General features: G+C 63.1%; 13 protein-coding genes. 10 read left to right on the forward strand and 3 right to left on the reverse strand.

All coding sequences use genetic code 11. The features are described 5' to 3' along the window. Positions 1–15 precede the first annotated feature (15 nt). Entirely contained in the window at positions 16–1,209 is a 1,194-nt protein-coding gene (locus ABI796_RS06820) for a Gfo/Idh/MocA family protein (protein ID WP_141283642.1), read from the forward strand. 15 nt (positions 1,210–1,224) lie between these two features. Here ABI796_RS06820 and ABI796_RS06825 read toward each other — a convergent pair whose 3' ends face one another. Beyond that, positions 1,225–2,163, reverse strand: a complete 939-nt coding sequence (locus tag ABI796_RS06825) for a LysR family transcriptional regulator (protein WP_141283641.1) — start codon at positions 2,161–2,163, stop codon at positions 1,225–1,227. Between the two features lie 107 nt (positions 2,164–2,270). Here ABI796_RS06825 and tdh point away from each other — a divergent pair, with 107 nt between their 5' ends. The 4 genes from tdh to hutI all read left to right on the forward strand — a co-directional run bounded on the left by tdh (position 2,271) and on the right by hutI (position 7,221). Then, entirely contained in the window at positions 2,271–3,317 is a 1,047-nt protein-coding gene (tdh, locus tag ABI796_RS06830) for an L-threonine 3-dehydrogenase (RefSeq protein ID WP_141283640.1), read from the forward strand. Positions 3,318–3,364: 47 nt separating this feature from the next. Beyond that, positions 3,365–4,558, forward strand: coding sequence for a glycine C-acetyltransferase (locus tag ABI796_RS06835; RefSeq protein WP_141283639.1), 1,194 nt, complete (start codon positions 3,365–3,367; stop codon positions 4,556–4,558). 315 nt (positions 4,559–4,873) lie between these two features. Continuing rightward, the gene (locus tag ABI796_RS06840; protein WP_141283638.1) at positions 4,874–5,971 is read left to right on the forward strand and encodes an NAD(P)/FAD-dependent oxidoreductase; all 1,098 of its coding nucleotides are present in this window, start codon (positions 4,874–4,876) and stop codon (positions 5,969–5,971) included. Between the two features lie 11 nt (positions 5,972–5,982). Next, on the forward strand, positions 5,983–7,221 hold the full coding sequence (gene hutI, locus ABI796_RS06845) for an imidazolonepropionase (RefSeq protein ID WP_373092567.1): 1,239 nt from the start codon (positions 5,983–5,985) through the stop codon (positions 7,219–7,221). 79 nt (positions 7,222–7,300) lie between these two features. Here hutI and ABI796_RS06850 read toward each other — a convergent pair whose 3' ends face one another. Continuing rightward, complete coding sequence (locus ABI796_RS06850; protein ID WP_141283637.1) at positions 7,301–11,716, reverse strand: endo-alpha-N-acetylgalactosaminidase family protein; 4,416 nt, start codon at positions 11,714–11,716, stop codon at positions 7,301–7,303. 275 nt (positions 11,717–11,991) lie between these two features. On the opposite strand from ABI796_RS06850, the gene ABI796_RS06855 reads away from it, so the two are divergent. Genes ABI796_RS06855 through ABI796_RS06875 form a run of 5 tightly spaced genes read left to right on the forward strand, consistent with a single transcriptional unit; the run spans position 11,992 to position 16,472 of the window. Continuing rightward, positions 11,992–12,909, forward strand: a complete 918-nt coding sequence (locus ABI796_RS06855; protein WP_141283636.1) for an SIS domain-containing protein — start codon at positions 11,992–11,994, stop codon at positions 12,907–12,909. 9 nt (positions 12,910–12,918) lie between these two features. Then, a complete protein-coding gene (locus ABI796_RS06860; RefSeq protein ID WP_141283635.1) occupies positions 12,919–13,854 on the forward strand; it encodes an ROK family protein in 936 nt (311 codons plus the stop codon). Then, entirely contained in the window at positions 13,851–14,819 is a 969-nt protein-coding gene (locus ABI796_RS06865) for a 1-phosphofructokinase family hexose kinase (protein WP_141283634.1), read from the forward strand. The genes ABI796_RS06860 and ABI796_RS06865 overlap by 4 nt, the downstream gene beginning before the upstream one ends. Then, the gene (locus ABI796_RS06870) at positions 14,801–15,655 is read left to right on the forward strand and encodes a class II fructose-bisphosphate aldolase (protein WP_141283633.1); all 855 of its coding nucleotides are present in this window, start codon (positions 14,801–14,803) and stop codon (positions 15,653–15,655) included. The genes ABI796_RS06865 and ABI796_RS06870 overlap by 19 nt, the downstream gene beginning before the upstream one ends. Before the next feature lie 25 nt (positions 15,656–15,680). Beyond that, positions 15,681–16,472 carry a DeoR/GlpR family DNA-binding transcription regulator gene (locus ABI796_RS06875; RefSeq protein ID WP_141283632.1) on the forward strand — a complete coding sequence of 264 codons (792 nt, stop codon included), beginning with the start codon at positions 15,681–15,683 and terminating at the stop codon, positions 16,470–16,472. 21 nt (positions 16,473–16,493) lie between these two features. Here ABI796_RS06875 and ABI796_RS06880 read toward each other — a convergent pair whose 3' ends face one another. After that, positions 16,494–17,174, reverse strand: coding sequence for a histidine phosphatase family protein (locus tag ABI796_RS06880; protein WP_246095785.1), 681 nt, complete (start codon positions 17,172–17,174; stop codon positions 16,494–16,496). Positions 17,175–17,181 lie beyond the last annotated feature (7 nt).

The raw sequence follows: 17,181 nt of genomic DNA on the forward strand, positions 1-17,181 counted from the left end.
AACAGCAGAAGGATATTGCACACCATGGAAAAGGATTTGAAGGTCGGGATCGTAGGTTTCGGCCTGCGGTCGGGGCTGTGGAAGCACGCCCACAAGCCGGGCCAAGGCTCGGAGGTCACCATTGTCTGTGACCTGAGTGAACGTGGACGGGCGGACGCCGCTGAACGCATCCCGTCCGCTCGCGTCACCGGGGACCTTGAGGAACTGTTGAGCAGCGGGATTGACGCAGTCCTGGTCCTGACCCCCGATAACCAGCACGCTGCCGTCGCCGTTCGAACGCTCAAGGCGGGGATCCCCACCTTCTGTGAGAAGCCCCTGGACATCACCATTGAGGCCGCGGACCGGATTCTGACGACGGCCTACGAAAGCGGAACACGCCTGTACGTTGGCCACAACATGCGGCACATGCCGGTTGTAGTACAGATGCGCCAACTCATCGAAGACGGCAGGATCGGCGAGGTCAAGGCAGTCTGGTGCCGACACTTTGTGGGCCACGGCGGCGACTACTACTTCAAGGATTGGCATGCCCAGCGTGCCAACGTTACCTCGCTCCTGCTCCAGAAAGGTGCCCACGACATCGACGTGATCCACTGGCTTGCCGGTGGCTACACCAAGCGGGTTGCCGCCGTCGGCGATCTCGCCGTCTACGGGAACGTTGCCAATCGGAGCAACAACGCGGGCAAGCGCATGGGGGACTGGTTCTCCATGGATAACTGGCCGCCCACGGAGCAAAAGGACCTGGCAGAGGTGATCGATGTGGAGGACATCTCCATGATGAATATGGTGCTGGATAACGGTGTGCTCGCCTCTTACCAGCAGTGTCACTTCACACCGGACTATTGGCGCAACTACACCGTCATCGGGACCAAGGGACGCATCGAGAACCTCGGCGATGGGCCCGGCGAAACCATCAACATCTGGACGAGCAGGAGCTCCGGCTATGCCGCACCGGATGAGGTCATCGCCATCAAGGACGGGGAAGGGGGCCACGGAGGTGCTGATCCGCGCCTGATCGAGGAGTTCCTGCATTTCGCCTCGTCTGGCGGGGCGACCCAGACCAGCCCGGTGGCGGCCCGTCAGGCAGTGGTGGCCGGCATCCTGGCTGCCGAATCCCTCCGTGGTGACGGTTCTGCCCGCGAGGTACCGGAGCTCCCTGCCGAACTGGTGGAGTATTTCGACGCCGGCCAACCCGCCGTGGTCCGTCACTGACGCGACCCCCTTGGCTTAGCCAGGACTGGATAGCTCCACGAGCTCGGTCATGACGGTTTGAAGTGACTCGCAAACCGTCATGACCGATTTCCGTTTGAGCGTCTCGGGCCGGGCCAGGATGTCGATCTTGCGCACTGAATTCACCCCGGACAGTGGACGCAGCACCACCCCGGCGTCCAACACCCGGCGCGCGGTGATGCGCGGGAGCAGCCCGATCGCGCCGCCTGCGGACACCAGCGCGGCGACGGTGGAGTAGTCATTGATACGGTGCAGGACTTCGGCCGGGCGCCCGCTCACGGCAACGACGGCGGCCAGGACGTCCGCGGGAGAGTAACCATCGCGGCTGGTCACCCAGGGTTCATCCACGACGTCGGATGGCTCAAGTTCGCGGTGGGATGCAAGCGGGTGATCCGCCGGGAGTGCAATGTCCAACGGTTCGTCGGCCAGCGGAATGACCGCCACTTTGTCCTCGGGCCACTGTGGGCTGTTGTCCATCCTGTGCGCCAAAACCAGGTCGTATCGGGCAGCCAACCCCGGGAAATCCTCCTGGGCCACATCCTCATCGGAGAGTCGCAGGCGCGGCGACTTGCCGCCGTCGGACGCTGTTCCGGATGCCAGATGCACCGCCAGCGGTGCGAACAATGCCTGGCCTGCACTGTGAAAAGCGCTCACGCTCACCGGTGCGTCGGGAGCATCGTGATAGGCGCCGATAGCGGCGCGCGCATCTGCCATGGCATTCACGACGGCGGCACCCGCCTCCGCGAGGACACGGCCCGCGTCGGTGAGCACCAGGGCCCGGCCTTCTTTGCGCGTCAACGGCACGTCCACGGACTTCTGGAGCAGAGCCAGCTGTTGTGAAACTGCGGAGGGAGTCACCATCAGCGTCTCGGCGACAGCCTTGACACTTCCCAGGTCCCCCAGCTCACGAAGCATCTGCAACTGATGAATTTCCATTAGCAAATCCTAAATCGTTGATTGAGAAGAATCTAGTTGTGCTAAATCGTTAGCGGCGCTCTAATGGACTCAGCAGCAGCGAAGCAGCCCCGGCAGTGAGGAATCCCATGAAGGCTCTCTACAAATCCGGACCCCACGCAGGGTTCGAACTCGTCGAACGTCCCGAGCCCGAAGCAGGCTCCGGCGACGTCAAGATCCGTGTGATGACCACCGGTATCTGCGGCACCGACCTCCACATTCAAAGCTGGGACGCCTGGGCGCAGGGCATCATCGAAACGCCCCTCATTGCCGGCCACGAGTTCTATGGCGAAGTAGTGGAAATCGGCGAGGACGTCCGGGATGTCAAGGTAGGGGACAGGGTCTCCGGCGAAGGCCACGTAGTGTGCGGAATCTGCCGCAACTGCCGTGCCGGTCGCCGCCAGATGTGCATCCACACGGTGTCCGTTGGCGTGCAGCGCGATGGTGCGTTCGCCGAATACGTGGTGATCCCCGAAACCAACGTCTGGGTCCACCAGGACGAATCCGTCACCCCTGAGCTCGGCGCCATCTTCGATCCCTTTGGCAACGCCGTCCACACTGCCCTCAGCTTCCCGCTGGTGGGCGAAGACGTGCTCATCACCGGTGCCGGACCCATTGGGCTGATGGCCATCGCCGTCGCCCGCCACGCAGGTGCCCGCAAGATTGCCATCACTGACGTCTCGGCCCCGCGACTGGAACTGGCCCGCCAGATGGGCGTGGACCTCGCCGTGGACGTCTCCAAAATGCGCGTCCGCGAAGCACAGCAGGAACTGGGTATGCGCGAAGGCTTCGACATCGGTCTGGAAATGTCGGGACACCCCACGGCCCTGCCTGAGATGATCGACAACATGAACCACGGCGGTCGCATCGCCATGCTCGGCCTTCCCAGCCAGTCCATCGACATCGACTGGGGCAAGGTGGTTACCCACATGCTCACGCTCAAAGGCATCTACGGCCGCGAAATGTTCGAGACCTGGTACGCCATGAGCGCCATGCTGTCCTCCAACCCCGTGCTGCACCGCAGCATTTCCGCAGTGGTCACGGACAAGCTATCCGCAAAGGACTGGGAAAAGGGCTTCGAGATCGCCCGCAACGGCACGGGCGGCAAAGTGGTCCTGGACTGGACCGAACTCTAGCCGGCCTGACCAAACCACACCGGACCCCACAAGACTTAGGAGCACCCATGTACTCAGCCATCAAAGACCAGCTGCAGGGCGAACTGGACGAGATCCGCACTGCTGGACTCTTCAAGACCGAACGCCACATCGATTCCCCACAGGCAAGCCACATCGCCGCCGGCCAGCTCGGCCAGCCGGCCAACAAGGTCCTGAACTTTTGCGCCAATAACTACCTCGGCCTTGCCGACCACCCGGACATCATCGCCGCAGCCAAGTCCGCCATGGACGAGCGCGGTTTCGGGATGGCGTCCGTGCGCTTCATCTGCGGCACCCAGGACCTCCACTTGGAGCTCGAGACCCGTGTCTCTGCGTTCCTGGGCACCGAGGACACCATCCTGTTCTCCAGCTGCTTCGACGCCAACGGTGGCGTGTTCGAGTCCCTGTTTGGCGCCGAAGACGCCATCATTTCTGATTCCTTGAACCACGCCTCCATCATTGATGGCATCCGCCTGAGCAAGGCCAAGCGCTTCCGGTACGCCAACCAGAACATGGCGGATCTCGAAGCCAAGCTTCTGGAGGCTGAAGGCTCCCGCCGCAAGATCATCGTCACGGACGGCGTGTTCTCCATGGATGGCTTCCTCGCGCCCCTCGAAGCGATCTGCGACCTCGCCGAAAAGCACGACGCCTTGGTCATGGTGGACGACTCCCATGCCGTCGGCTTCATGGGCCCCACCGGCGCCGGCACCCCCGAGCACGCCGGTGTGTCCGATCGCGTGGACATCTACACCGGCACCTTCGGCAAGGCACTCGGCGGCGCCTCGGGTGGTTATGTTTCCGGCCGCGGCGAGATCGTGGCAATGCTCCGCCAGAAGGCCCGCCCGTACCTTTTCTCCAACTCCCTCGCCCCGGCCATCGTTGCCGCCACCATCAAGGCGATTGAGCTGGTGCAGGAATCAGGCGAACTCCGCACACGCCTCTTCGAGAACGCGGCACTGTTCCGCCGCCGCATGAGCGAGGAAGGCTTCGAACTCCTCGACGGCGAACACGCCATCATCCCCGTGATGTTCGGTGATGCCGTCATGGCGGCAAAGGTGGCTGACGAGATGCTCAACAACGGCGTCTTCGTCACGGCTTTTAGCTTCCCCGTGGTGCCCAAGGGCGTGGCCCGGATTCGCGTCCAGCTTTCCGCAGCGCACCGCACGGACGACGTCGAAGCGTGCGTTCAGGCGTTCGTCAAGAGTCGCGCCGCGGTCGCCTAAAACGCTCTCTCACGTCCCGCGGGTTAGGGCCGGTCGCTCTCTCACGTCCCGCGTGTTTGGGCCGGTCGCTCTCTCACGTCCCGCGGGTTTGGGCCGCACGCTCTCTCACGTCCCGCGTGTTTGGGCCGTTCGCTCTCTCACTTCCCGCGTGTTTGGGCCGGTCGCTCGCTCACGTCCCGTGGGGTTCCGGTGGGCGCTCTATCACTTCCTTGTGGGAGGTGAGAGAGGGACCGGATTTAGGGGCTGTTATGTGAGCGGGCGTTGGTCTTAAGGGCTGGGGATGTGAGAGAGGATCGGGTCTGACAGGATGGTGCCATGGCTTCGAACTATGACGTGGTAATCGTTGGCGGCGGCATCGGGGGACTCTCCTTGGCTGCGGCACTGGCAGGCAAGTGCACTGTTGCCTTGGTTGAGGCAGAGCAGTCCTTGGCGTTCCACACTTCCTCACGCTCGGCCCGGCAACTGATCCCCAGCTATGGTCCGGCGGTGGTTCAGGACCTGACTGTTCGGACGCTGGAGATGCTGGCGGAAAGGGATGCCCAAGCAGCGGAGCCGATCCTCACTCCGAGGGGTTTCATGCTGGTGGGCGATGAAGCTGCGGTAGAGGCCGAGGCCAGTGGCAACATGCACTCCATCACTCACGACGAAGCGATGCGGCTCTGCCCTGCCCTCATCCCTGATTCCTTCACAGCCGCAGGGTTGGACAACGGGTCCTTCGGCTGCAACGCCCCTTTGTTGCTGGAGGAACACCGGAGGACTGCAGAAGCCGCAGGGGTGGACATCATCACCGGAGCCAAAGTGCACTCTGCCCAGCGGTTGGGGAGTGGCTGGCAGCTGGGCGCGGGCACGGAAGGTTTCCAGTCCGGCGTCGTGGTTAATGCGGCGGGTGCCTGGGCAGATGAGCTGGCCGTTATCAGTGGCGTGGAGAAGCTGGGGCTTCAGCCATACCGGCGGACCGCCGCGATCGTGAACGTGGAGAACCCGTTGACGCCTGAAACGCCTATGGTGTGCGCAGCCGACGACACCTTCTATTTCCGCGCCGAGGGTCATCAGGTGCTGATTTCGCCGTCGGAATCCGTGCCCAGCGGCGCCGAGGATGCCAAGCCCTACCCGGGGGACGTGAAGGCATTGATCAACAGACTCAACACCGTAACGTCCATGGGCATCCGCTCCGTGGACCGTGCGTGGACCGGCCTCCGGACCGAAGCCGCGGATGGGATCCCGGTGGTGGGTTTCGATGCCGAAGCACCCGGCTTCTTCTGGCTCGCCGGCCAAGGGGGTTACGGGTTCCAGACGTCCTCGGCGATCGCCGAACTGGCGGCAGCACTGATTCTTGGCCAGGTAAGCGGTGATAGTCCGGAATCCCGGACAGCTGAGCAGCTTTCAGCGGTCCGCTGGTCAATCAGGCGCTGAACAATAGGCTCATGAGCGGAATCACCACGGGGAACAACACAAGCACGGTTATCACCAACATCGGCGAGCTGATGACCCAAGACCTGGAGCACAGGGTCCTCAAGGATGCCGCCGTAGTGATCGAAGGCGAGCGCATCGCGTGGATGGGGTCCAGCGCTGACGCCCCGTCTGCTGATGAAAAGATCGACGCCGGGGGCCGCGCCGTCCTGCCGGGTTGGGTGGATTCACATTCCCATCTTGTTTTCGCCGGTGACCGCACGGCCGAGTTCGAGGCCCGCATGGCCGGGGAAAGCTACAGTGCCGGCGGGATCGCGGTGACCACCGGTGCTACGCGCAGCGTCAGCGATGAGGAGTTGACGCGCCTTGTCCGCGAACGTGTGGCTGAGGCGGTGTCCCAAGGGACTACCTATCTGGAGAGCAAGACTGGCTACGGCCTGGATGTGGAGAACGAGGCCAGGAGTGCACGGATCGCCGCGGCGGAAGTGGATGAGGTCACCTACCTTGGCGCGCACTTGGTCCCCGCCGGCGCGGACGCTGAGGAGTACACGGACTTGGTCTGTGGACCCATGCTGGACGCCGTCTTGCCGCACGTCCGTTGGGCCGATGTCTTCTGCGAGCGCGGTGCCTTCACGGAGGATCAGTCGCGCCGGGTCCTCACTGCGGCCCGCAACGCCGGCTTGGGCTTGAGGGTTCACGGCAACCAGCTGGGCGAAGGACCAGGGGTTGCGTTGGCGGTGGAGTTCGCGGCCGCGAGCGTGGACCACGTCAATTACCTTTCGGACAAGGACGTCGCAGCGCTCGCGGAAACGTGGGCTGGCTGGGATCCTGCAACGGGGGCCGGCACTAAAGGCACCGTGGCAACCTGCCTTCCGGCCTGCGACCTGTCCACCCGCCAGCCCCTGGCGCCTGGCCGTGAACTGATCGATGCCGGCGTGCAGATCGCGCTGGCCGCCAACTGCAACCCCGGTACTTCCTACACCAGCTCCATGGCGTTCTGCGTCACCACAGCTGTCCTCCAGATGCACTTGAGCGTCCATGAGGCCGTCCGCGCGGCGACGTACGGCGGCGCCTTGGCGTTGGGCAGGGAGTCGGGGAACGACGTCGACGGCGAACGGGCGGTGGGTTCGCTCGCGGTGGGGCATCGCGCGGACCTGCATATGTTGAAGGCGCCATCGGCCACGCACCTTGCCTACCGTCCCGGGATTCCGTTGACGCATTCGGTGTGGCGCGCGGGCGTGCGGGTCGTCTAACAACAAACTCGCCGACTAACAACAAACAGGGGCGGTGTTCCGGTAAGAACACCGCCCCTGTTGTTGGGGATGAAGGGGTTTAGGCGCAGTTGAACTTCGCGTCCGCCCAATCGCCCCAGTCATCGCCGGCGTCGTCACCGTTCTTGTCGGCGATCAGCTCGACGTTCTGGACACCGGTGATGTCCACGTTGAGGGGGAGTGCCGTGGAGTCGGCGCTGAGGACGGGAGTCCTCAACAGTTCGCGTCCATCACCCCTGACGATGAACACCACGGATCCGTGCAGACCCTTGTTCAGCTTGGCGTCGTCCACTCCCACCGTGGCGGTGAAGGCGTTGCATTTGGCCTCGGTGGCGATGCTGATCTTTGAGTCGGCGTGGACGCCGATCCCCTTCGGATACACGACGCCGTCGAGCCGCAATGCGGGTCCGTCACCGGCGTTCTGCTCACCGTTGGCGCGGTCCCGTTCTGCCGGTCCCCAACCGTTGGTGCTGCCGATCCAGGGGAGGTCGGAGGCGAACACTATTCCAGTCAGCACGGGTGCCGGCGGTTCCTGCGAGGTGGAGGAACAGGTGAACTTGGCGTCGGCCCAGTCTGCGTGGTCGTTGCCATTGGAGTCGCCGGAGTCGTTGGCTACCAACTCCACATACTGGGCGCCGGTGACGTCCACGGTCAGCGGCAGGGGAGCGCTGGTGGCGCCCAGGACCGGGGTGGTGACCTTGGTGGTGCCGTCCGCTACCACGGAGAATTTCACGCTTCCCCGCGTTGGCTGGGCGTCGTCGATGCCTACCGTTGCGGTGAAGGCAGTGCAGTAGCCGCCGAGGTAGTACCGGACGTTGCCGTTGGCGTGGGCTCCCAGGCCCTTGGCATAGACCGTGCCGTTCAGTGTGAGCGGCGTGCCATCGCCGGCCCCGGTTCCGCCGTTGGATTGGTCCTTCTCAACAGGACCCCAGCCGTTGGTGGCGCTGACCCAGGGGTGGTCGCTGGCGAACACGGTGGCCTGCGGCGGCTTGGGCAGAGTCCGCACAGTGGTGGTGGTGTTAATGGTGCGGCTACCCGCGGGATCGGCGCCTGAAGCAGCAACGGTGTAGCCGGCCTTGGCTGTGATGGGGTAGTCGCCGTCAGCTGACGCCGGCGCCGTGATCTTCCACGCGGTGGTGAGGGATCCTCCGGCCGGGAGGGTTGCAGCCGTGGCAGGCGTGGACGGGGTGGCTGTCCACCCCTCGGGCAGTGCAAGGGTGACGGCGAGGTCGCTGATGGCTGCCGGTTCGTCGGACACGAACGTGGTGACGAAGTCCTGCGCTTTGCCCTGCTGAACCACGTCGCCCTGGAGCGCAGCCGAGAGTTGCGCACAGGCCGGGACGGCTTCGGAGGCGCCGAGATCTTCCACCAGGAAGTTGTCCAAGGTGAAATCCGAACCGTTCGAGCTTCCCGTGCGCTGCAATCCCACGAAGTAGTCCCCGCAGAAGCCGGTATCGAGGATCTGCTCGAACCGCGTGGTGGACGTCTTGGCGTCGATGGGCTGGCTGGCCGTCACCGCGGGGCCTGCCTGCGAGTCATAACCGGACACCCAGGAGTACTGTCCGGCTTTGGAGTTCTGGTAGTCGAAGGACACCTTGTACTTGCGGCCTGCCTGGAATGGCACGGTTGCCTCCGTGGTGCGGTACACCATGCCGGGTCCGCCATTGGGGGCAAGGTTTTCGTCGTGCGCGATCAGTGACCAGGTGCCGTCCAGCACTTCGTCAATCACGTTGGTGTCCCAGCCCTTTTGGGTGAAGGGTTCGTGGCGTTCGGTGATGTGCGTCCGGGGGTCCGTTGAGCCACCGGCGTCGCCTTTCACGAACGGTCCCCAGCCTTGGTCCACGTTTTCGAAGTCCTCGCTGAGCACCCCGGTGGTGGCGACCCGGACGGTCTTCACCGCCCGGAAGTCATCCACGCGTACTGTGGCATCGCCGTCGGCCGCTGTGAGCGAAACGGTGGCTTTGGCATTGTTCCGCGGGACGTCCACCAGCACACGGATGCGCTGGAAGCCTGTGCCGTGCTTCTCGTCGCCAGCTACGAAGTTTTCGGCGTTGGACGAATCGATGGTGACGCTTTCGGTCTTGCCGTCCATGTCCACCGAGAACGTGGTGGGCCGGGCCTTTCCAGGTTCGATTTCAACCCAGGCGCTCACGGACTGGGTTCCGGCGTCCAGCTTCACTTCCTGGCTGATGGACGACGGCGTTGCCCCCAGTTCGGCGTAGCGGCGGCCTTTGTCGTCGCGGACGTGGTTGACGCTTCCGGCAGGGTTCCAAGAGGAGAGATCAAGGCCGTTGAAGCCGGGATCATTGAAGGCTGTGCCTTCGCCGAAGTCGGCCTTTTTGGGCAGCTCAGCCATGGTGTTTCTCGGAGCAAGAACGTAGGGCTGTTTGGCGTCGGCCGTGATGGTGACGTGACCGTTGACCACGGGAACGTCGGCGACCTTCACGCGGCCGTTGTCGGTCAGCTTGAAGAGTTCAAGTGAGCTGGACTTGGAGAACTCTTTGGTGAGGGTCCAGGTGCTGGCGCCACCGGCAGGGTTGTAGTGGTAGAGCTTGTCGGGCTTGCCGTTTTCCTTGGAGGACCATGGCAGCAGATACGTGCCGCCCTGCAACACGGAAGTCCCGGCCACCGTGATGTTGCGTTCTTCGGCGGTGTTTCCGGTGACGGCTACGCCGTCGGCGAGGTCGATGCGGTCAGCCGTCCACTTGGTGATCTGGTGGTGCTGAAGGAACTTGGCGGGCAGGTTGGCTGTCCACACGTTCTCGCTGAAGGCATTGAAGTCGTTCTGCCCGGTCCAGCCTTCGAACTCCACGATGTGGCTCACGCCGAGCTTGGGGTCCGGGTTCCAGACGTCCGACTGGGTGTTGTTGATGAAGCGCAGGATCTGGGAGTTGATGCCCTTGTTGGTGGATCCACCGTACTTTTCATCGTTCGCCCAGTGGGACCAGGTGTTGTTCCGGGAGAGGTGGTCTGCCCATTCGGAGCCCACACGGAAGCCGTTCTTGACCAGTTCCTGCTGCAGGCGTTCGGCCAGCCAGCCAAATTCGTAGTAAACATCTACGTAAACGAAGTCCAGGTTCTTGTCCGTGGCCTCACGGAGTTCCTTGATGCGCTGGGCGAGCTTCCCGGAATTGATGTCCTCACGCTGGTTCATGTAGTAGGACTGGTCCAACCAGTTCCAGCCCAGGCCCTTGTCAGCACGCAACAGGTCTTCGCTGAAGGACTTGGCTTCAGGATAGATCTCCGTGGCGTTGATGTGGACGCCGAAGCTGGCATTCCAGTCCTTACCTTCCTTGACCAGCTTGTTGAGGTCTTCCAAACCACCGGCGCGGCTGTTGAAGTTGTTGCCGTAGTCCGTGTTCGCCGAGTCGTGTCCCTCGCTGGTGTATCCCTTGAGCATCGCTACCTGTCCCAGGCCGTCCGTTGCCAGGGAGATCCGTTTGACGTCATCCAAGGTACGGAGGAACGGGTGGGTTGCCTGGGAGGCGAAGTTGAACGGGATGTGCGTAATCACGTTATCCGGGGTCTGCTCACCTTTGTTGGGGCTGACCTGGATGGATCTCATGGCGATTGCCGCGTCCTGCCAGTCCACGCCACCGTCGGAATTTGCGTCAGAGGTGATGGCCACGCGAGTCCAGGGCAGTTCCTCCGTGGTGGCCGAGCCCTCAGCGCGGTAGAGCCACTGACCACTGGCCAGTCCCATGGACACTCCGCCTGCCCCGTCACTGACGGCTTGGCGCCAGAAACGCCCCCGGTCTTTGGCGCCGGGTCCAGAGGAGGTGTCATACAGTGCGTTGGACTCGACGGCGGCCCCCAGGGCCGCGGTGTTGGCCAGGGCGTAGGCGGAACTCTTGGCCACTGCATCCAGGGGAGTGGACGGGGTGATCGGAGTGAACTCGTCTCCAGTGACGCTGCGGTCCACGGAAAGGTTGGCTGTGGACACTTGGGCTCCAGGCTGCGTGGAGTTCACCGTCACCATGTTCAGCCGGGGGAGCTGAAGTGTTTTCACCGGGTAGTCCGCTGAGTCCTTGATCCCGGTGATGTTGAATGAGACAACGTTTTTCTTCACGGACAACCGGGCAGTGATCTCAACGTTGCCGAAGTCCGGGACAGTGAGCACGTAGTCCCTGCCATCTTCTCCGGAACCGGCAGAGGTGCCGGTGACTCTGTATTCGGTGCCATTGAGCGTGATGGTGCCCACGGGTGACGTTGTGCCGTCAAGGCGGGCCTTGGTGGCGGCATGGGTGTAGCTGAGAACCTGGGGAAAGCTTGTGGCGACCTTCACTGTGAGCTGGTTTGAGGCAATGGTGGCGGTACCGGCCTCGCTTACGGCGTCTGTTGCTTGCTGTGCAGGCAAGGGTTGCGTCAACGGGGCCGCGCTGGCGGGCTGCAGGGAAAGCAGTCCCATAGAGGATGAAACGACGACGCAGGCCAGGCTCAGCGAGACCAGTCGTTTAGAGGGTGACAAGCCGGGCATGATGCTCCTTCTTGATTTTTACGTTCCAGTAATGATCATCTTGTTGCGTGCTCACCCAAGACTGCTTTACCAAACAGAAGATGACAAGAGTTAACAAGCAGTTAACTAAAAAGCACACGGCAGCACAGGGTTTCCCGGTTCGCTGCGCCGTGCAACAAGTGAGCGGTTATTGAGCGGTCTTGCTGAGCGGATGATCCTTGTGAGATCGAAAATGATCGTTTAGTGTTTCTATAGATCAGAAAACGTCATTAAGCTGAGCGGGAGCGGAACACACGATGAGCGAGAACACCCTGGGCGCCTTCATGGAAGAAGAGCTCGTTTCCCAGCCCGAGGTTTGGCAGCGCGCTGTGGAGCAGGCCCGTGCCGAACAATTGCTGCCTGCGGACGGCAAGCGCATTGCCGTGATCGGCTGCGGCACCTCCTGGTTCATGGCTCAAAGCTACGCAGCTGCCCGCGAATCCGCCGGCAAAGGCGTCACCGACGCGTTCGCAGCTTCTGAAGCTTTCCTGAACAGCAACAGTGCAGATCGCCAGTACGACGCCGTTGTGGCCATCACCCGGTCCGGTACCACCACTGAGGTGCTTGAGGTTTTGGCGCAGTTGAAGGGGATTGTTCCCACCATTGCGATCATTGGGGACACTTCCTCGCCGATTGTGGAGCTGGCCGACGTCGTAGTGGGCCTTCCATATGCCGATGAGCGTTCCGTAGTGCAGACCCGCTTCGCCACCACAGCGCTGGTGTACATGCTGACAACCCTTGGCGTCGATGTGCAGCAGGCAATCGAGGATGCCCGTGGCGCGGTGACAGCTCCCGTTTCCGGGGAACTCCTGGATGCCGAGCAGTTCACGTTCCTCGGCACCGGATGGACCATTGGACTGGCCCACGAGGCAGGGTTGAAGATGCGCGAAGCCGTGCAGGGGTGGACCGAGTCCTACCCGGCCAAGGAATACCGTCACGGCCCCATTTCCATCGCTGCTCCCGGCCGTGTCACCTGGCTGTTCGGCACCCAGCCTGAAGGCTTGGACACTGACATGGCCGTCACTGGTGCCCTCTACATCCACACGGAAAAGCACCCGTTGGCCGAGCTCGCCCGGGTCCACAAAGTCACGCTGGAGCGCGCACGCGTCCGTGGCTTGAATCCGGACCTGCCCCGCAACCTGACGCGCTCCGTTATTCTCGACGCCTCCGCCTAGGCTCCGGTCATGGTTCTTGGAGCCGCCCAATCCGCGGTCCTCTCCTTCGACGTCGGCGGGACAGACATCAAAGCCGGTGTGGTGGATGCCAGCGGTACCGTCCTGGGTATGCGCCGGGTCCCCACGCCTTTGGACCCGGCGCGGCCCGGCGAAGCGGTGCTGGACAGGCTCGCCGAACTCAAAGCCGAATTGGCCTCCGAGTTTCCCCAGGCCCCCGCACAGGCAGCGGGGATCATCGTCCCCGGGATTGTGGACTCCGCGGCCGGCGTGGGCGTCTATTCCGCCAACCTTGGATGGCGTAACTTTCCGTTCACCGCCGAGGCTGAAAAGCGGCTGGGCATCCCGGTGGCTTTCGATCACGATGTCCGCTCCGCCGCAGCTGTGGAGCACCACTTTGGCGCGTCCAAAGAGTTCAGTGACGTTGTGGTGATGGTGGTGGGCACCGGCATTGCCGCGGCTGTATTCTCCGGCGGCAAAGCAGTCACCGCCGGCGGCTTCGCCGGAGAACTGGGCCACGCCCAGGTTCCGGATCCCGACGCCGGCCCAGGCTCAACAGGCTCAACCATTTTGGAAGCAGTGGGCTCAGCCGGAGCCATTGCCAAGCGGTACCACCGTGCCTCAGGAGTGAGCGTGGACGGTGCACGCGGCGTACTCCTGCGGGCCGGTGAAGGCGATGCCATCGCATCCCGGATCTGGGCTGATGCCCTTGATGCTCTTGCGTTCACCATCTGCCAATGCGTGAACATCATCGGAACAGAAGCAGTGGTGTTGGGCGGAGGTCTCGCTGAAGCAGGAGATGATCTCCTCGAACCCTTACGTAAAAGGGTGGACAGGATCCTGGACTTCCAACGCAGGCCCCAACTCATCCGTGCCCAGCTGGGACAGGACGCCGGCCTGCTGGGCGCGGCCCTGAACGCCCGGGCACTCCTGGAAGGCACACCATGAAGCGAGCCAACGTGAACCGCATCATCACCGTCACTGCCAATCCGGCGATCGACATGACGTACACAGTCCATGGCATCACCGAGGGCTCAAGCCACCGCGTGCCCACGCCCCTGAGCCGTGCCGGCGGCAAGGGCATCAACGTAGCCCGCGTCACCCATCAACTGGGCTATCCCGTCCTGGCCATCGCGCCCACAGGCGGCGCGGCAGGGCAAACCCTCGCGGCCGAACTGTGGACCAGCGGCGTGCCGCACACCCTGGTGGGAGTGGCAGCCGAGACCAGGCGCAGCATCGCCCTGGTGGACACTGTTGCCGGTGAGACATCCATCTTCAACGAAGAAGGCCAGGCACTTTTGCCGGACGATTGGCGCTCCCTCCGGATCGCCATAGTTGAGGCCGTGAGCGGAAACCGGAACCTGCCCGCCTCCGTTCTGGTCGGTTCGGGCAGCCTTCCGCCCGGAGCGCCCGCAGACTTCTACCCCGAACTGGTGCGCCTGGCCCACGACGCCGGCATCCCGGCCATCATTGACACCTCCGGTCCCGGGATCATCGCCGCGGCGAAAGCCGGAGCCGACATCCTCAAACCGAACCATCACGAGCTTGCGGAGGCCACGGGGGAGTCCAGCCTTGAAGCTGCCGCCCTGGCTCTCATTGACATGGGTGCCCGGACAGTCCTCGTCAGCGCGGGCGCGGAGGGCATGCTTGCCTTCGACCACGCCGCTCCCGGCGGCTACTGGAGTGCACGCCTGCCCGAAGCCCTTAGCGGCAACCCCACCGGGGCGGGCGACGCCGGTGTGGCAGCTGCCGCCGTCGCCCTCGCCGAAGGCATCACTGAGCCGCGGGAAATTCTTCGCCGGGCCACCGCATGGTCCGCCGCGGCCGTGCTCATGCCCGCCGCAGGGGAAATTTCGCCCCGGTACCAGGAACTTCAGGACCACTTGATCCTGACATGGAAGGAGACCCGGTGACACTGGTCAACACACGCGAACTCATGGAGCGGGCCGCTGCCGCCGGCACGGGCCAGGGCGCATTCAACATCATCCACATAGAGACGGCTGAAGGCCTGGTGGCAGGGGCGGAAGCAGCCGGCGTTCCTCTGATCCTGCAAATTTCCGAGAACTGCGCCAAGTACCATGGCGGACTCGAGCCCATCGCAGCAGCAGCCCTGGGAATCGCCCGCTCCGCCGCTGTTCCCGTTGCCCTTCACCTGGACCACGCAGAATCCGAAGACCTCGCACTGGCTGCTGTGGACCTTGGCTTCGGATCGGTCATGTATGACGGCGCACATCTGCCATATGAGTCCAATGTGGAAGTCACTGAACGGGTTGCCAAATACGCCCATGAACGCGGCGTTTACGTGGAGGCCGAGCTCGGAAAAGTCGGAGGCAAGGACGGAGCCCACGCCCCGGGCGTCAGAACGGACCCCGCTGAGGCCAAGGCCTTCGTTGCGGCAACAGGCGTGGACGCGCTCGCCGTGGCGGTTGGCTCGTCCCATGCCATGACAGAACGCAGTGCGGCCCTGGACCTGCAGCTGATTACCGGGCTGAAGACCGCAGTGGGAAAACCATTGGTCCTTCACGGCTCCTCGGGTGTCTCAGATGACATGCTCATAGCCGCTATCCGGGCGGGTATGACTAAGATCAACGTATCCACACATTTGAACGGGTTCTTTACCCGCGCCGTCCGTGAGTACCTCGATGCCAACCCTGCAGTGGTGGATTCCCGGAAATACATCAAGGCCGGCCGGGATGCCCTTGTGCTGGAGTCCGCACGTATGCTGACGCTGTTCGCCAAAGCGAATTAGCGCCGAAACCCGCGAAAGGCTCGTCATGACCCGCACCGATCGGCTGACCGCCATACTCGACCTCCTGGCCGAGTCCGGCCATGTGGAAGTCGAGGACATCGTGACACGCCTGGGCGTTTCCCCTGCCACGGCCCGCAGGGATCTTGACAGCCTGGCCAAGCAGCGGTTGCTGAGCCGGACCCGCGGTGGTGCCACCACCGGGTCAGTAGCCTATGACCTTCCCGGCCGCTACAACCGTGACGATCACGCCGGGGCCAAGCAGGAGATTGCCTTGGCCGCCTCGGCACTGATCCGGCCCGGGGCAGTCATTGGCCTCAGCGGAGGGACAACCAACACCGCGCTCGCGCAGTTGCTGTCCACCCGCGAGGACCTTAATGCACCCTCAAACCGGCCCACCCTTACCGTGGTGACCAACGCGATCAACATCGCCTCGCAGCTGGCGGTCCGGCCAAACATCAAAATCATGGTCACCGGCGGGATCCTCAACCCGCGCTCGTACGAGCTTGTGGGTCCCTACACGGACGTCATCATGCAAAAAGTTGCCTTGGACATCGCCTTCATTGGGGTCAACGGTGTGGATCCTGATCTTGGCCCCACCATTACCGATGAAGGCGAAGCAATGGTTAACACCGTGATGGCGCGCCGGGCCACGGAATCATACGTTGTGGCTGACTCCTCCAAAGTGGGACGCCGCTCCTTCGCCGCAATGGCGGGCTACGATTTCAGGCACCTCATTACCGACTCCGGCATCAGTGCAGATCATAAAGCCGCCTTCGAAGCCAAGGGAACCGAAGTCATCGTCGCGCCTGCCAGCTGATAGGGCCCGGACAGGGAGAAGCTAGAAACGCATCCTTGGGGCGTGCAGCACGGAGTCGTCCACTTCCCTGGGTACCCACTGGCTGAACGGTATATCCAGGCTGTACTGGTCGTCGTCGTTCTTTATCAGTGTGCGAAGCTCTGCGTTTTCCGGGTTGTTCAGCGACTCGAAGTACTCCACCGTCCAGTGGAACCAACGCATGCAGAACAGGCGCATGGTCAGCCCGTGCGTCACCAGGAGTGTGTTTGGTACATAGCTGGGCTTTTGCCAATGCCGGTAGAGCGTTTCCATGAAGGATGACACCCGGTCATAGACATCCGAGCCGGACTCACCCTCACGGAAGCGATAGAAAAAGTGGCCGTAGAGGTTGCGCAGCTCCTTCTGGTCCTCGATCTCCCCGGCAATTTGGAAGTTTGCCCAGTCCTGTTCGCGAAGCCGGGGCTCCTCTATCACCCTCTCCACCAGGGATCCAAGGTTCATGGCCTCGAGGGTCTGGTAGGCCCGGAGATAGGGGGAGACGTACACGCACACTTGCTCGCCGTCGAGCCTGCGGCGCAGCTTCTCCCCGGCAAGCCTCGCTTCCTCCACACCGCGTTCGGTCAAGGGGATCCGGTAGTCCGGCACGCGGTTGTAGATGGTGGTGTCGGCATTCGCGGCAGACTGTCCATGCCGGATCATGAAGATTCTCTCAGGGGCGCCCATCCCACCA

The organism is Paenarthrobacter aurescens, assembly GCF_041549525.1.
GTDB classification, from domain to species: Bacteria; Actinomycetota; Actinomycetes; order Actinomycetales; family Micrococcaceae; genus Arthrobacter; species Arthrobacter aurescens.

What these genes read in the sequence shown, in the direction of transcription:
- ABI796_RS06825 (WP_141283641.1), bottom strand. Translation starts at nt 2,163, where the DNA reads ATGGAAATTCATCAGTTGCAGATGCTTCGTGAGCTGGGGGACCTGGGA.
- tdh (WP_141283640.1), top strand. Translation starts at nt 2,271, where the DNA reads ATGAAGGCTCTCTACAAATCCGGACCCCACGCAGGGTTCGAACTCGTC.
- ABI796_RS06835 (WP_141283639.1), top strand. Translation starts at nt 3,365, where the DNA reads ATGTACTCAGCCATCAAAGACCAGCTGCAGGGCGAACTGGACGAGATC.
- ABI796_RS06840 (WP_141283638.1), top strand. Translation starts at nt 4,874, where the DNA reads ATGGCTTCGAACTATGACGTGGTAATCGTTGGCGGCGGCATCGGGGGA.
- hutI (WP_373092567.1), top strand. Translation starts at nt 5,983, where the DNA reads ATGAGCGGAATCACCACGGGGAACAACACAAGCACGGTTATCACCAAC.
- ABI796_RS06850 (WP_141283637.1), bottom strand. Translation starts at nt 11,716, where the DNA reads ATGCCCGGCTTGTCACCCTCTAAACGACTGGTCTCGCTGAGCCTGGCC.
- ABI796_RS06855 (WP_141283636.1), top strand. Translation starts at nt 11,992, where the DNA reads ATGAGCGAGAACACCCTGGGCGCCTTCATGGAAGAAGAGCTCGTTTCC.
- ABI796_RS06860 (WP_141283635.1), top strand. Translation starts at nt 12,919, where the DNA reads ATGGTTCTTGGAGCCGCCCAATCCGCGGTCCTCTCCTTCGACGTCGGC.
- ABI796_RS06865 (WP_141283634.1), top strand. Translation starts at nt 13,851, where the DNA reads ATGAAGCGAGCCAACGTGAACCGCATCATCACCGTCACTGCCAATCCG.
- ABI796_RS06870 (WP_141283633.1), top strand. Translation starts at nt 14,801, where the DNA reads ATGGAAGGAGACCCGGTGACACTGGTCAACACACGCGAACTCATGGAG.
- ABI796_RS06875 (WP_141283632.1), top strand. Translation starts at nt 15,681, where the DNA reads ATGACCCGCACCGATCGGCTGACCGCCATACTCGACCTCCTGGCCGAG.
- ABI796_RS06880 (WP_246095785.1), bottom strand. Translation starts at nt 17,174, where the DNA reads ATGGGCGCCCCTGAGAGAATCTTCATGATCCGGCATGGACAGTCTGCC.